Below are 14,950 nucleotides of genomic sequence, written 5' to 3'. Positions count from 1 at the left end.
CTACTTCGTCCCGCCGACAGCCCACGTCGACGGGGTTGGCCGATCTTGGCCAACCCCGCACTGACTCGCCTCGCCGGGTCCCTTTTCCGGCCCCTTCATCCGCGCTTCACCCGACCTGTGGATCACCCTGGGTGTAGGTCAGCCGCTCCACCGCACCTGGCTGGAAATCGTCCTCGATCTCCTTGCCGTTCACATGGAGCTGGATCGCGCCGGCGTCACCGAGGACGAGGTCCACCTTCTCGTCGTCCTGGAACGTCTTGGACTCGCCCTGATCGAGCGTCCCGTCGAAGAGCGACCGGCCGTTGTGGTCCTTGGCCGAGATCCAGCTGCGACCCTCGGTGGCGCTGACCTGGACGGTCACCTTGTCCTGCGGTACGGCGGCGATGGCGCTGTCGGTCGGTTCGGGGGCGGCGGGCTTCACGGGCTCGGCGGACGCGGAGGCGGACTCGCTCGCGGTGGGCGTGGAGCCCTCGGCCACGTTGGCCTCGGAGGCGCCGTCGTCGCCGCCCTTGACCATGGTGAACCCGACGAAGCCGATCACGGCCACGATCGCGGCGACCATGGCCGCGGTCCAGTTGGGCCCGCGCCGCTCGGGACGGATGCGCTCCGCCTCGAACAGGGGGGCGGCGGGGGTCGGTGCGGAACGTCCGCCGCGCTCGGCGGCGAACTGTTCGAGCAGGGGCGCCGGGTCGAGACCGACGGCCCTGGCCAGCGTACGGATGTGCCCTCGGGCGTAGACGTCACCGCCGCAGGGCGCGAAGTCGTCGGCCTCGATGGCGTGCACAATGGCGATCCGCACCCGGGTGGCACTGCTGATGTCGTCGACGGTCAGCCCGGCGGTGATCCGCGCCTGCCGCAGGACATGGCCGATGGAGGGGCGGGCTTCCTCAGGAACGTCGTCGGACACGTCCTCGAACGGACGCTCGTCTTCAGGAGAGTTACCGGGAGAGTTGCCGATGGACACGGGGGCACCTTTCGAGCGGTTGGCCGCCTGTGCTGGACGTTCAGTCTAGGGGGGGTACGAACGGGTGGGGCAACCGGGCGGTCGTACTTTGTACGCCATAGGAATGGCCACTGGAACGGCCCTAGGGCCGGTCATCGGCCTGGCCCGGCAGACCGATGACGGAGCGGTTGTTCGTCGCTTTCGTCAATGTGACGTATGCCGTCGGGAAACGGTTGCCCACTGATCGATTGCGGATGGGTCACGGCGTCCGCCCCGCGTCCGCCCGGCCCTACCCCTCAGACTCCCCCCGGATCACGGCCAGCACGCCGTCCAGCTCGTCAGGCTTCACAAGAACGTCACGGGCCTTTGAGCCTTCGCTCGGTCCGACGATGTTCCGCGACTCCATGAGGTCCATCAGCCGCCCCGCCTTGGCGAAGCCGACCCGCAACTTGCGCTGGAGCATGGACGTCGACCCGAACTGGGTGGAGACCACCAGCTCGGCCGCCTGGCACAGCAGGTCCAGGTCGTCGCCGATGTCCTCGTCGATCTCCTTCTTCTGCTTGGTGCCCACGGTGACGTCGTCCCGGAAGACGGGCGCCATCTGGTCCTTGCAGTGCTGGACGACCGCCGCGACCTCCTCCTCGGTCACGAAGGCGCCCTGCATACGCGTCGGTTTGTTCGCGCCCATCGGCAGGAACAGCCCGTCGCCCTTGCCGATCAGCTTCTCGGCACCGGGCTGGTCGAGGATGACCCGCGAGTCCGCCAGCGACGAGGTGGCGAACGCCAGCCGAGAGGGCACGTTCGCCTTGATCAGTCCCGTGACGACGTCCACCGAGGGCCGCTGGGTGGCGAGCACCAGGTGGATGCCGGCGGCGCGCGCCAGCTGCGTGATCCGCACGATCGCGTCCTCGACGTCCCGCGGCGCGACCATCATCAGGTCGGCCAACTCGTCGACGATCACCAGCAGATACGGGTACGGCTGGAGTTCCCGTTCGCTCCCCTCGGGCGGCTTGACCTTGCCCTCGCGCACCGCGCGGTTGAAGTCGTCGATGTGCCGGTACCCGTACGCCGCCAGGTCGTCGTACCTGAGGTCCATCTCCCGTACGACCCACTGGAGGGCCTCGGCGGCCCGCTTGGGGTTGGTGATGATCGGCGTGATCAGGTGCGGGATGCCCTCGTAGGCGGTCAGCTCGACGCGCTTGGGGTCGACCAGGATCAGCCGGACGTCCTCGGGGGTCGCCCTCATCATGATCGACGTGATCAGGCAGTTGATGCAGGACGACTTGCCGGAGCCGGTGGCGCCGGCGACCAGCATGTGCGGCATCTTGGCCAGCGAGTCCATGACGTAGCCGCCCTCGACGTCCTTGCCGAAGGCGACCAGCATCGGGTCGTCGTCCTCGGCGGACTCCGCGAGCCGCAGCACATCGCCGAGGTTGACCATCTCCCGGTCGGTGTTCGGGATCTCGATGCCGACGGCGGACTTGCCGGGGATCGGGCTGATGATCCGCACGTCCGGGCTGGCGACGGCGTACGCGATGTTCTTGGTGAGGGCGGTGACCCGCTCGACCTTCACGGCCGGGCCGAGTTCCACCACGTACCGCGTGACCGTCGGCCCGCGCGTGAAGCCGGTGACCGCGGCGTCGACCTTGAACTCGGTGAAGACGGTGGTCAGCGCCTCCACTATGGCGTCGTTGGCGGCGCTGCGGGACTTGCCGGGGCCTCCGCGCGTGAGCAGGTCCAGCGACGGCAGGGCGTAGGTGATGTCCCCGGAGAGCTGGAGCTGTTCGGCACGCGGCGGCAGCTCGCGCTCCTGGGCCGGCGGGGTCTTGGTGAGGTCCGGGACGGCGCCGCTGGGCGTCCTGCCCTGCTCGGGGCGGGCCCCCGGGACCGGCTTGGCGGTGGCGGGGGCCGGCACGGGAGTGGACGTCGTCTGCTCCCGTTCCCCCGTGCTCACCCCCTGGGTGAGGTCGGCGACCAGCGGCGACGGCGGCATGCCGTGCAGGACGGCGCCGTCCAGTGCGGCGGCGGCCGCGGCGGCGACGTCCACGGCGTCCATCCGGCGGTTCCCGTCGGCCTGCGCGGCGGCGGTCCGCCGGGGCCGGCCACGGCGCCTGGTGAGCGCCTCCTCCTCCGCCGTGTCGGGGTCGTACGTCTGCGGGGCGGGCCCCGGGCGCCTGCGGGACCGGGCGGGCGGCGCCTCGCGCCACGGCTCCTCGTACCGCTCGTCGGCGGTGAGCCCCTCCGCCTCCGGTTCGCGGACCAGACCGAGCCGGACGCCCAGCTGCCGCAGCCGCTGCGGTACGGCGTTGACGGGCGTGGCGGTGACGACCAGCAGCCCGAAGACGGTGAGCAGCACCAGCAGCGGCACGGCCAGCACATCGGTCATGGTGTACGACAGCGGGGTCGCCGCCGCCCAGCCGATCAGCCCGCCGGCGTCCCTTATCCCCTGCATGCCGTCGCCGCGCGCGGGCGAGCCGCAGGCGATGTGGACCTGGCCGAGCACACCGATGACGAGCGCCGAGAGGCCGATCACGATACGGCCGTTGGCCTCGGGCTTCTCCGGGTGCCGGATGAAGCGCACGGCGATGGCCCCGACCAGGAGCGGCACGAGCAGGTCGAGCCGGCCGAAGGCGCCGGTGACGAGGATCTCGACGAGGTCGCCGACCGGGCCCTTCAGGTCGGCCCAGGTACCCGCGGCGACGATCAGCGCGATGGCGAGCAGCAGCAGCGCGACGCCGTCCTTGCGGTGGGCCGGGTCGAGGTTCTTGGCGCCCTGCCCGATGCCGCGGAAGACGGCGCCGACGGCGTGCGCCAGACCCAGCCAGAGCGCGCGGACGAGCCGCAGGACACCGCTGGTCGGGCTGGGGGCCGGTGTGGGCGCGGGCTTCTTCACCGCGGCCTTCTTGGCGGGCGCCTTCCCCGGGTTCTTCGGAGGCGCCTTCTTCGCAGCGGCCTTCTTCGCCGGAGCCTTCGCGGGAGCCGCCTTCTTCGCGGGCTGCTTCTTGGCTGCGGAGGGACGTGAGGCCATGGGTGTGAGGTTACCGGGGGAGACGGCGGCGGACACGTGTGCCTACTGCTTCACCCGTTCGTGTCGCCCTCGCGGGGTACCGGAACTGACACCTTCGCCACGGACCCTGACGCGGCCTCATGGGACATCGCTGTCGGAGCGCCGATCGGGGGCGTCGTCGTCAAAGCTCGATCGTCGGACCGTCGGAGTCCGGACCTCAGTTGGCCGTGGTCTGACCGCCGGAGCCCGGCTCCAGCGCGTCCAGCGCCCGCCGCAGCCCGGTCAGCTTGCGCTCCAGATGGGCCGCCGTGGCCACCGCCGCGGCGTCCGCCGACTCGTCGCCCAGCTGTTTGGAGAGCGCCTCGGCCTGCTCCTCGACGGCCGCCAGCCGCGCCGACAGCTCGGCGAGCAGTCCGGCGGACTCCTTGGCCTCGCCGGGTGCGGACTTGCCGCCCGCGCCCTCCAACTGGAGGCGCAGCAGGGAGGCCTGCTCCCGCAGCTGGCAGTTCTTCATGTACAGCTCGACGAAGACGGAGACCTTCGCGCGCAGCACCCACGGATCGAACGGCTTGGAGATGTAGTCCACCGCGCCGGCCGCGTAACCGCGGAAGGTGTGGTGCGGTCCGTGGTTGATCGCGGTGAGGAAGATGATCGGGATGTCCCGGGTCCGCTCCCGCCGCTTGATGTGCGCCGCGGTCTCGAAACCGTCCATGCCCGGCATCTGGACGTCCAGCAGAATGACCGCGAAGTCATCCGTGAGCAGTGCTTTGAGCGCTTCCTCCCCGGACGATGCCCGTACCAGCGTCTGATCGAGCGCCGAGAGGATCGCCTCCAGCGCCAGCAGATTCTCCGGCCGGTCATCGACCAGGAGGATCTTGGCCTTCTGCACCATGGCCCGCCCTCCTCGCCCCGGCGTGGGGCCTCCCCTGTCCGCAGGACTTGGGGAAGCACCGACCGGTGCCGCCCCTGGGAACGACTCCCTTGCGCCGCCCGTCCTTGTGCCGGTCATCGTAGCCGCACCCCGCCTGTCGCCACACCCTGTCACCGAGATGTCACTGTGCACGTAGCAGAAACGCAGCGGGGGACCAGAAGGTTCCCCGAATCCCGTGCCTCTACACGGCTTCGGGCACACTGAGTCAGCGACTCCGCGTGCCGCCCGCAGGTTACCGCCCTGCCCCTCGGTGGTCCGTCGGTACTACGTTCGCACGTCCACCGGACCTGCCGCCGAGGCACCCCTGGTCCGTACCGCCGAGGCGCCCTTCGTCCGTGCCCCGAGGCACCACTCACCCGTACCGTTCAGGCTCCCCTCATCCACTCCTGCATGACCGTCAGCAGATGGTCGGGGTCGACCGGCTTGGTCACGTAGTCGGAGGCGCCGGACTCGATCGCCTTCTCCCGGTCGCCCTTCATCGCCTTGGCGGTCAGCGCGACGATCGGCAGCCCGGCGAACTGGGGCATCCGGCGGATCGCCGTGGTCGTGGCGTACCCGTCCATCTCGGGCATCATGATGTCCATCAGCACCACCGCGACGTCCTCGTGCTGCTCCAGCACCTCGATGCCCTCACGCCCGTTCTCCGCGTACAGCACGGACAGGCCGTGCTGCTCCAGGACGCTGGTGAGCGCGAACACATTGCGGATGTCGTCGTCGACGATCAGTACCTTCTCGCCGCCGAACCGGATGCCCCGGACCGACTGCGGCGCCGCCTCCTGCTCCCCGGCCGGCCGGGCCTCCTGCGGTGCGGGCCGCAACTCGGCCTCGGGCAGCTCAGGCAGCGCCCTGCGGCGGCGCCGGAACAGCGCGGCGGGACCGTTCTGCGTCTCCTGGTACGACTTCACCTCGGCCGGCGTCTCGACCGGCACCTCCTCGTCCCGCTCGGCCGCCGACACCAGGTCACCGGCCTCCAGCGCGGCCGCCGGCTGCTGGTAGCCCTGCGGCGGCAGCTCACTGAGGTGCAGCGGCAGGTACAGCGTGAACGTCGAACCGCGGCCCGGCTCGCTCTGGGCGTGGATCTCGCCGCCGAGCAGCTGGGCGATCTCCCGGGAGATCGACAGCCCGAGGCCCGTACCGCCGTACTTGCGGCTGGTGGTGCCGTCGGCCTGCTTGAACGCCTCGAAGATCACCCGCATCTTGCCGGCCGCGATGCCGATCCCGGTGTCGGTCACCGAGAAGGCGATCAGGGCCGCCCCCGGGTCGGTCAGCGAACCGGCCTCCAGGAGCTGCTCCCGGATGCGCTGCGGGACGTCGTCCCGAGCGGGCCGGATGACCAGCTCGACCGAGCCGGAGTCGGTGAACTTCACCGCGTTGGACAGCAGGTTGCGCAGCACCTGGAGCAGCCGCTGCTCGTCGGTGTGCAGCGTGGCGGGCAGCTCCGGCGAGACCCGTACCGACAGGTCGAGGCCCTTCTCGGCGGTGAGCGGCCGGAAGGTGGCCTCCACGTAGTCGACGAGCTGGACGAGCGCGATCCGCGTCGGCGAGACGTCCATCTTGCCCGCCTCGACCTTGGACAGGTCCAGGATGTCGTTGATGAGCTGGAGCAGGTCGGACCCGGCCCCGTGGATGGTCTCGGCGAACTCGACCTGCTTCGGGGAGAGGTTCCCCTCGGCGTTGTCGGCGAGCAGCTTGGCCAGGATCAGCAGCGAGTTGAGCGGCGTACGCAGCTCGTGCGACATGTTGGCCAGGAACTCGCTCTTGTAGCGCATCGACACGGCGAGCTGCTCGGCGCGCTCCTCCAGGACCTGCCGGGCCTCCTCGATCTCGGTGTTCTTCACCTCGATGTCACGGTTCTGCTGGGCCAGCAGCTCGGCCTTCTCCTCCAGTTCGGCGTTGGACGCCTGGAGCGCCTTCTGCCGCTGCTCCAACTCCTCCGACCGGTCCCGCAGTTGCTCGGTCAGCTCCTGCGACTGCTTCAGCAGCACCTCGGTCTTGGTGTTGACCGAGATGGTGTTGACGCTGGTGGCGATCATTTCGGCGATCTGGTTGAGGAAGTCCTTCTGGATCTGCGTGAACGGCGTGAACGACGCCAGTTCGATGACCCCGAGCACCTTGCCCTCGAACAGCACCGGCAACACGATCACCTGCGCGGGCGGCGCCTCACCGAGCCCGGAGGAGATCTTCAGGTAGCCGCTGGGCGCGTTCTCCACCAGGATCGTGCGCTTCTCCTGCGCAGCCGTCCCTACCAGCGCCTCCCCCGGCCGGAACGAGGTCGGCATCGACCCCATCGAGTAGCCGTACGAGCCGAGCATCCGCAGCTCGTACTGGTCCTCCCCCGCGGTGGCCGACTCCTGCCCGTCGACGAGCGGCATGGCGAGGAAGAACGCGCCGTGCTGCGCGGAGACCACCGGCGTCAGCTCGCTCATGATCAGCGAGGCGACGTCCTGGAGGTCGCGCCGGCCCTGCATCAGTGCCGAGATCCGCGCCAGGTTGCCCTTGAGCCAGTCCTGCTCCTTGTTGGCGATCGTGGTGTCGCGCAGGTTGGCGATCATCTTGTTGATGTAGTCCTGCAGCTCGGAGATCTCCCCCGAGGCGTCCACGTCGATCTTGAGGTTCAGGTCGCCGCGCGTCACCGCGGTCGCCACGCGCGCGATGGCGCGCACCTGCCGGGTGAGGTTCCCGGCCATCTCGTTCACCGATTCCGTCAGGTCCCGCCAGGTGCCGTCGACGTCACGCACGCGTGCCTGCCCGCCCAGCTGGCCCTCGGTGCCCACCTCGCGGGCGACCCGGGTGACCTCCTCGGCGAACGACGAGAGCTGGTCGACCATGGTGTTGATGGTCGTCTTGAGCTCCAGGATCTCCCCGCGCGCGTCGATGTCGATCTTCTTGGTGAGGTCGCCCTTGGCGATGGCCGTGGTCACCATGGCGATGTTGCGCACCTGACCGGTCAGGTTGGACGCCATCTGGTTCACCGACTCGGTGAGGTCCTTCCAGGTGCCGGCCACACCCGGTACGTGCGCCTGCCCGCCCAGGATGCCGTCCGTACCGACCTCCCGGGCCACCTTGGTGACCTGGTCGGCGAAGGAACTCAGCGTCTTCACCATCGTGTTGAAGGTGTCGGCCAGCTGCGCGACCTCGCCGCGCGCCTCGATCGTCACCGTCCGCGTCAGATCGCCGTTGGCCACGGCGGCGGCCACCTGCGAGATGTTCCGCACCTGGACGGTCAGGTTCTTGGCCATCAGGTTGACGTTGCCGCTGAGGTCCTTCCAGATGCCGGTGATGCCCGGCACGTGCGCCTGCCCGCCGAGGATGCCCTCGGTGCCCACCTCACGGGCCACCCGCGTGACCTGCTCCGCGAAGGACGACAGCTGGTCGACCATCGTGTTGACGGTCGTGACCAGCTCCAGGATCTCGCCCTTGGCGTCGACGGTGATCTTCTTCGACAGGTCGCCCTTGGCGACCGCGGTCGTGACCTCGGCGATGTTGCGCACCTGGAGCGTCAGGTTGTTCGCCATGCCGTTCACGGACTGGGTGAGGTCCTTCCAGGTGCCGGAGACGCCCTGCACCTCGGCCTGGCCACCGAGGATGCCCTCCGTACCGACCTCACGGGCCACGCGGGTGACCTCCTGGGCGAACGACGACAGCTGGTCCACCATCGTGTTCAGCGTGTTCTTCAGCTCCAGGATCTCGCCCCGCGCGTCCACGGTGATCTTCTGCGACAGGTCACCGCGCGCCACCGCCGTCGCGACCTGCGCGATGTTGCGCACCTGGGCGGTGAGGTTCCCGGCCATGCCGTTCACCGAGTCGGTCAGGTCCCGCCAGACACCGGCCACGCCGGGCACCTGCGCCTGCCCGCCCAGCCGTCCTTCCGTACCCACCTCACGGGCCACCCGCGTGACCTGTTCGGCGAACGACGACAGCTGATCGACCATCGTGTTGATGGTGTTCTTCAGCTCCAGGATCTCGCCCCGCGCGTCCACGTCGATCTTCTGCGACAGGTCACCGCGCGCCACGGCCGTCGTCACCTGGGCGATCTGCCGCACCTGGGACGTCAGGTTCCCGGCCATGAAGTTGACCGAGTCGGTCAGCTCCTTCCAGGTCCCGGAGACGCCGTCCACCCGCGCCTGACCGCCGAGCCGCCCCTCGGTGCCCACGTCCCGGGCCATCCGCGTCACCTGGTCGGCGAAGCTGGAGAGCTGGTCCACCATCGTGTTCACGGTGTTCTTCAGCTGGAGCATCTCACCGGAGACGTCGACCGTGACCTTCTGCGACAGATCACCGTTCGCCACCGCCGTCGTCACCTGGGCGATGTTGCGCACCTGCCCGGTGAGGTTGCGGAACGCGGTGTTCACCGAATCGGTGAGGTCCTTCCAGGTCCCCGCCGCCCCCGGCACCTGCGCCTGCCCGCCCAGCTCGCCCTCGACCCCGACCTCGCGCGCGACGCGCGTCACCTCGGCACCGAACGCGGAGAGCTGGTCGACCATCGTATTGACGGTGTTCTTCAGCTCCAGCATCTCGCCGGCCACGTCCACCGTGACCTTCTGGGACAGATCACCGTTGGCCACGGCTGTCGTCACGGCGGCGATGTCCCGCACCTGGGTCGTCAGGTTCCGGAACACCGTGTTCACGGAGTCCGTCAGGTCCTTCCAGGTCCCCGCCGCGCCCGGCACGTTCGCCTGCCCGCCGAGCTGCCCCTCGGCACCGACCTCGTTGGCCACGCGCGTGACCTCGTCCGCGAAGATCCGCAGCGTCTCGGTCATCTGGTTGATCGTCTCGGCGAGCTGCGCGACCTCGCCCCTGGCCGGCACGGTCACCTTCCGCGACAGATCACCGTTGGCGACCGCCGTCGTCACCTCGGCGATCCCGCGCACCTGTGCGGTCAGGTTCCCGGCCATCGTGTTGACGGAGTCGGTCAGCTCCTTCCACACGCCGGCCACCCCGGGCACCCGGGCCTGTCCGCCCAGCTCACCCTCGGTACCGACCTCCCGTGCGACGCGCGTCACCTCGGACGAGAAGGCGGACAGCTGGTCCACCATCGTGTTGACGGTGTTCTTCAGCTCCAGCATCTCGCCGGCCACGTCGACCGTGACCTTGCGCGACAGATCGCCCTTGGCCACCGCCGTGGTCACCAGCGCGATGTCCCGCACCTGCGCGGTCAGCCGGTACGCCATCGTGTTGACGGAGTCCGTGAGGTCCTTCCAGGAGCCCGACATGCCGCGCACCCGGGCCTGCCCGCCCAGCTTCCCCTCGGTGCCCACCTCGCTGGCCACCCGCGTGACCTCGTCGGTGAACGTCGAGAGCTGGTCGACCAGGTTGTTGACCGTCCGCCCGACCTTCAGGAACTCGCCGCGCAGCGGATGCCCGGCCCCCTCCGCCGCCTGCGTACGCAGCTCCATCCGCGGCGACAGATCGCCCTCGGCGACCGCCGTCAGCACCCGGCCGACCTCGGAGACGGGGCGCACGAGGTCGTCGACCAGCGCGTTGGAGTTGTCGATCGCGGTGGCCCACGCCCCTTCGCACGCCCCCGTCTCCAGCCGCTCCGTGAGTTTTCCCTCACGCCCGACCATCCGCCGCACCCGCGCCAGCTCACCGGTCAGGTGCAGATTGCGGTCGGCGACCTCGTTGAAGACGGCCGCGATCTCCGCCATCACGCCGTCGCCGGACACCGTCAGGCGCCGTCGGAAGTTGCCGTCCCGCATGGTCACCAGAGCGGCCAGCAGCCGGTTCAGGGAGGCCGTGTCCACGACAGTGGTCCCATTGCGCCTCTTGCCCTGATTGCCCAGGGACTGTCCGCCTTTCGCGCGCGTTTTCGTGCCCCGCGTCGCTGCGCCAGACTCCACTGTGTCCCTCCCGCAGGGGTCGACCGTTACCGCTGTGCCCCGGTTACACGTCTCGGCGTACCGGTTACTGCCTGGTACTTCCTGTGCTGTCCACGCTCCCGCCGTTCCGCCGGGGCCGCTTCCAGGGCTGCTGCCCGCCGCGCGCCCCCGGCACTCGCTCCGCCGGGACCGTCACTGCAAGCCTGCCCAGTGTTTCACCCCGGCCGAACCCGGCCATAACAGTTCGGCAGCTTCGCACACCGTCCGCACACCCTCTGGGCGGAAACACTGCGGACCGGCATCCGCCCGGACGGCGAAGGTAAGTAACCTTGCATCCGGCTGTCCAGCCGTGCCGGTTCCGTCCGGCCTGGGCGGTGGCACGAGACGAGCGGGCATCGGAGGGGCGGCCGGACCATGACCACCGGACTGATGCCGGGGGGACAGCCCCCGGAACCCCGGCCGACGGGAGGCCTGCCGCAGCAGCGGCACGACCCGGCCGGCGGCGTAGCCCTGCAGGGACAGAGAGGGTCGAGGAGTTCTGTGATCACCGCGCGTGCGGCCGCCAGCTTCGAGCCCGTCGGGCGATCGGTCGCGAGCGCCCGCTCCTTCGTCCGGGACACGCTCCAGGGCTGGGGATACGCCGACATCGTCGACGACGCCGTGGTGCTGACCAGCGAACTCGTCACCAACGCCGTGGTGCACGCGGGCACCGCCGCCGACGTCGCCTGCCTGCGCAGCGACGAGGGCGTACGGATCGAGGTGGCCGACCACTACCCGGAACGCGAGGTTCCGCTCCAGTCGTCGCCCGCCGACATGGGCAGCCCCGACCGCGAGGGCGGACGCGGCCTCCAGCTCTGCGCCGCCCTGGCCGACCGCTGGGGCGTCGATTACACGCCCACGCACAAGACCGTCTGGTTCCGGCTCACCCCGCCCGAGCGCCCCGTCGGCACCCGCGCCGCCGGCCCCGCCCTCCCCGCCGCCCTGCTGCCGCTCGCCGACGGCCGCGTGCGGGTCGCCGTCGTCCAGATCGACCAGGCCGGCGCCATCACCGCCTGGAACGAGGACGCCGAGGAGCTGTTCGGCTACCAGGCCGAGCAGGTCACCGGCAAACCGCTGACCGACTTCGCCGCCTGGCCGCACACCCCGGGCACCAGCACCGGCATCGTCGAGGCCCTGCGCCTGTCCCGCTGGGAGGGCAGCTACGGCATCCGCGGCGCCAACGGCCGCGTCACCCCGGTCTACGCCTCCCACCTGCGGGTCCGCGACACCGGCGGCGAACCGTCCACGGTCTGCCTCCTCGTACGGGACCACGAACGCGCGGTCCTCCAGACCCCCTTGCGGGTCCCCGCCTCCGACAAGAACACCACCTCCGAGGGCCAGAGCACCGACCCCTTCGAGGTCTTCATCGGCTCCCCCGCCCCGGACGACCTCGACGGCCTCCTCCAGCGCACGGCCGAGCGGGCCCGCGACATGCTCGACGGCGACGCCGCCTTCCTGCTGCTGGCCACGGACGACGAGACGGAACTGGAGGTCCGCGCCTCCACCGGCCTGCCCTCCGCCCGCCAGCGCTTCGCCCGCGTACCCGTGGAGGCGGGACCCGGCCGCTACGGCTCGGCCCGCATGCCGGCCGTCCACGACGACCTGGCCGCCGTACCGGGCGCCGTCCCCCTGCTCAACGGCACGGGCATGCGCTCGGTCGTCACCGTCCCGCTCAAGGTCGAGGGCCGCCTCACCGGCTCCCTCGGCGTCGCCGCGGAGGCGCCCGGCCGCTACACCAACGAGGAGGCCCTGCGCCTGCAGTTCGCGGCCGACCGGATCGCCCTGGCCGTCGAGTCGGCCCGCCTCGGTGAACTGGAGCGCCTGCGCCGCGGTTCGCTCAGCTTCCTCGTCGAGGCATCCGACCTCCTCGCCGGCACCCTGGACCGCGACCAGACGCTCGCCCTGATGGCGCAGATGACCGTCCCGACCCTCGCCACCTGGTGCGCCGTCTACACCATCGCCGACCAGGCCTCGGAGCCGTATCTCTCCTACGTCCTGCACGAGGACGAGGAGCTGATCGACGGCATCAAGTCCCTCCTCTCCAAGGTCCCGCCGCCCGACCCGGTCCCCACTCCCGGCGCCCGGGTCTGGACCATCCCCGCCGAGATCGCCCACCAGGCGGCGCTCCGCAGCTCCATGCGCAGCCTCGGCCTCAGCAGCACCCCCACCCGCCAGGTCACCCCGGGCATCGGCCCGACCCTCGCCACGGCCTCCGCGGTCGGCGGCGAGACGGTCGTGCTTCCCCTGGTCGCCCGCAACCGCGTCATCGGCATGCTGACCCTGGGCAAGCCCACCGACGAGCACTTCCGCCAGGAGATCCTGGAACTGGCCGAGGACCTTTCCCGCCGCGCCGCCCTGGCCCTGGACAACGCCCGCCTCTACTCGGAGCGCACGGCCATCAGCCAGTCCCTCCAGCGCAGCCTCCTGCCGCCGGAGCTGCCGCAGATCGACGGCGTCGAGGTCGAGGTCATCTACCGCGCGGCCGGCGAGGGCAACGAGGTCGGCGGCGACTTCTACGACCTGTTCCCCATCAGCGACGGCGCCTACGGCTTCGCCATCGGCGACGTCTGCGGTACGGGTCCGAACGCGGCGGCGGTCACCGGCCTCGCCCGGCACGCCCTGCGCCTGCTGGCCCGGGAGGGCCTCAGCGGCCCCGCGGTCCTGGAGCGCCTGAACTCCGCCATCCTCGACGAGGGGGCGCGCAGCCGCTTCCTCACCCTCCTCTACGGCGAGATGCGCCCCTTGGCGGCCGGCGGCGCCGAACTCAAGGTGGTCTGCGCCGGCCACCCGCTCCCTCTCCGCCTCCGCCAGGACGGCACGGTCGAACCGGCCGCCGAACCGCAGCCCCTCCTCGGCGTCATAGAGGACCTGGAGCTGTACGAGCAGACGGTCACCCTCGATCCGGGCGACGTCCTGCTCTGTGTCACGGACGGCGTCACCGAGCGCCGCGAGGGCGCCCGCATGCTGGGCGACGACGGCCTCGCCGATGTCCTCACCACCTGCACGGGCCTGACGGCCGGCGCGGTGGCGGCCCGCATCATGCGCGCGGTGGAGCGTTTCGCGTCGGACGCCCCGTCCGACGACATGGCGATTCTGGCGATGCGTGTACCGGAGCCGCACAACGACTAGGGCTGGAACTCCCCGGGGACATGCGAAAGGCCCCGCCCATTCATTTGGGCGGGGCCTTTTCTTTTCTGAGCCCCCAAACGGAATCGAACCGTTGACCTTCTCCTTACCATGGAGACGCTCTGCCGACTGAGCTATAGGGGCCTGTCGCTTTCGAGGTTTCCCTCGCGGCAACGGAATAGATCATACCCCGAACACAGCCGTGCTCCCAACCACCTCACATGGCGGTCTGAAGGAGCCCTCCGAGGGCATTGCACGCGGAGACGATCCGCTGCATGTCCCGCTTGGTCAGCGAGGCGTCGACGGGCAACGCGAGGGTCTCGTCGGCGGCCCGCTCGGTCTCCGGCAACCGCACACAGCGCCGGAACTCGGGCAGCCGGTGCACGGGCGTCTTCACCGGCACCCGGCACTCCACGCCCCGACTGCGCACGGCCCGCGCGAAGGCGTCCCGGTCCGGTCGCCCGTTCCCGAGCACCCGCACCACGTACTGGCCGTAGGTGTGCCCGTCCCCGCCATCGGGCGTGCGCACGCCTCGGAGCCTCGCATCGAGGTATGCGGCCCGCTGCCTGCGCTGCGCTATCTCGTCGGACGGCACCCCCGGCTCGCCGGCCTGCAACACCAGCAGTCCGTGCCGTTGTCCCAGGTCGTGCAGCCGTTTCAGGTCGGCCGGCCGGCCGAACCGATGGACGGCCACCACGGCCGCGGTCCGCGGACCCACGACCGCCTCGACGGCGACGGGATCGAGGCAGTAGGTCACCGGATCTATGTCCGCGAAGACCGACATCGCACCGGCGAGGGCGACGGCCTCGGCGACTTCCACGTTCCCGAAGGCCGGCACGACGACCTCGTCACCGATTCCGACACCGGCGGCCCTGAGCATTGCTGCAGTACTCATGCTGGGGATGGTCGTTGCAGAACGTGAACGACAGGTGACAGGCAACAAAAAAGGGCTGGACCCGGAACGGAAGTTCCGGGTCCAGCCCTTTCAATAATTGTTCGGCGGCGTCCTACTCTCCCACAGGGTCCCCCCTGCAGTACCATCGGCGCTGTAAGGCTTAGCTTCCGGGTTCGGAATGTAACCGGGC

Annotated in this window: 6 protein-coding genes, 1 tRNA gene and 1 rRNA gene; 1 reads left to right on the top strand and 7 read right to left on the bottom strand. The window is 70.3% G+C overall.

The window, feature by feature from the left end:
- Positions 1-106: 106 nt before the first annotated feature.
- The 4 genes from ACZ3IG_RS13490 to ACZ3IG_RS13475 all read right to left on the bottom strand — a co-directional run bounded on the left by ACZ3IG_RS13490 (position 107) and on the right by ACZ3IG_RS13475 (position 10,721).
- The gene (locus tag ACZ3IG_RS13490) at positions 107-964 is read right to left on the bottom strand and encodes a helix-turn-helix domain-containing protein (protein ID WP_467431693.1); all 858 of its coding nucleotides are present in this window, start codon (positions 962-964) and stop codon (positions 107-109) included.
- Between the two features lie 268 nt (positions 965-1,232).
- Positions 1,233-3,971 (bottom strand): DNA translocase FtsK, encoded by a 2,739-nt coding sequence (locus tag ACZ3IG_RS13485; RefSeq protein WP_467431691.1) that lies wholly within the window; start codon positions 3,969-3,971, stop codon positions 1,233-1,235.
- A 196-nt stretch (positions 3,972-4,167) separates the two neighbouring features.
- Positions 4,168-4,842 carry a response regulator gene (locus ACZ3IG_RS13480; RefSeq protein ID WP_467431689.1) on the bottom strand — a complete coding sequence of 225 codons (675 nt, stop codon included), beginning with the start codon at positions 4,840-4,842 and terminating at the stop codon, positions 4,168-4,170.
- A gap of 404 nt (positions 4,843-5,246) precedes the next feature.
- Positions 5,247-10,721, bottom strand: a complete 5,475-nt coding sequence (locus tag ACZ3IG_RS13475) for a HAMP domain-containing protein (RefSeq protein ID WP_467431687.1) — start codon at positions 10,719-10,721, stop codon at positions 5,247-5,249.
- A 393-nt stretch (positions 10,722-11,114) separates the two neighbouring features.
- Here ACZ3IG_RS13475 and ACZ3IG_RS13470 point away from each other — a divergent pair, with 393 nt between their 5' ends.
- The gene (locus ACZ3IG_RS13470; protein ID WP_467431685.1) at positions 11,115-13,868 is read left to right on the top strand and encodes a SpoIIE family protein phosphatase; all 2,754 of its coding nucleotides are present in this window, start codon (positions 11,115-11,117) and stop codon (positions 13,866-13,868) included.
- A gap of 68 nt (positions 13,869-13,936) precedes the next feature.
- Here ACZ3IG_RS13470 and ACZ3IG_RS13465 read toward each other — a convergent pair.
- From ACZ3IG_RS13465 to rrf, 3 genes are all read right to left on the bottom strand, one after another.
- Positions 13,937-14,009, bottom strand: a tRNA-Thr gene (locus ACZ3IG_RS13465).
- Positions 14,010-14,082: 73 nt separating this feature from the next.
- The gene (locus tag ACZ3IG_RS13460) at positions 14,083-14,745 is read right to left on the bottom strand and encodes a DegT/DnrJ/EryC1/StrS family aminotransferase (protein ID WP_467432451.1); all 663 of its coding nucleotides are present in this window, start codon (positions 14,743-14,745) and stop codon (positions 14,083-14,085) included.
- 114 nt (positions 14,746-14,859) lie between these two features.
- Positions 14,860-14,950, bottom strand: a 5S ribosomal RNA gene (gene rrf, locus ACZ3IG_RS13455); the annotation flags it as partial.

It is taken from the genome of Streptomyces sp. NPDC016677, assembly GCF_055562815.1.
The sequence above is the reverse complement of the archived record's forward strand: the minus strand, read 5'-3'. Positions and strand labels throughout refer to the sequence as shown.

What these genes read in the sequence shown, in the direction of transcription:
- ACZ3IG_RS13480 (WP_467431689.1), bottom strand. Translation starts at nt 4,842, where the DNA reads ATGGTGCAGAAGGCCAAGATCCTCCTGGTCGATGACCGGCCGGAGAAT.
- ACZ3IG_RS13485 (WP_467431691.1), bottom strand. Translation starts at nt 3,971, where the DNA reads ATGGCCTCACGTCCCTCCGCAGCCAAGAAGCAGCCCGCGAAGAAGGCG.
- ACZ3IG_RS13470 (WP_467431685.1), top strand. Translation starts at nt 11,115, where the DNA reads ATGACCACCGGACTGATGCCGGGGGGACAGCCCCCGGAACCCCGGCCG.
- ACZ3IG_RS13460 (WP_467432451.1), bottom strand. Translation starts at nt 14,745, where the DNA reads ATGCTCAGGGCCGCCGGTGTCGGAATCGGTGACGAGGTCGTCGTGCCG.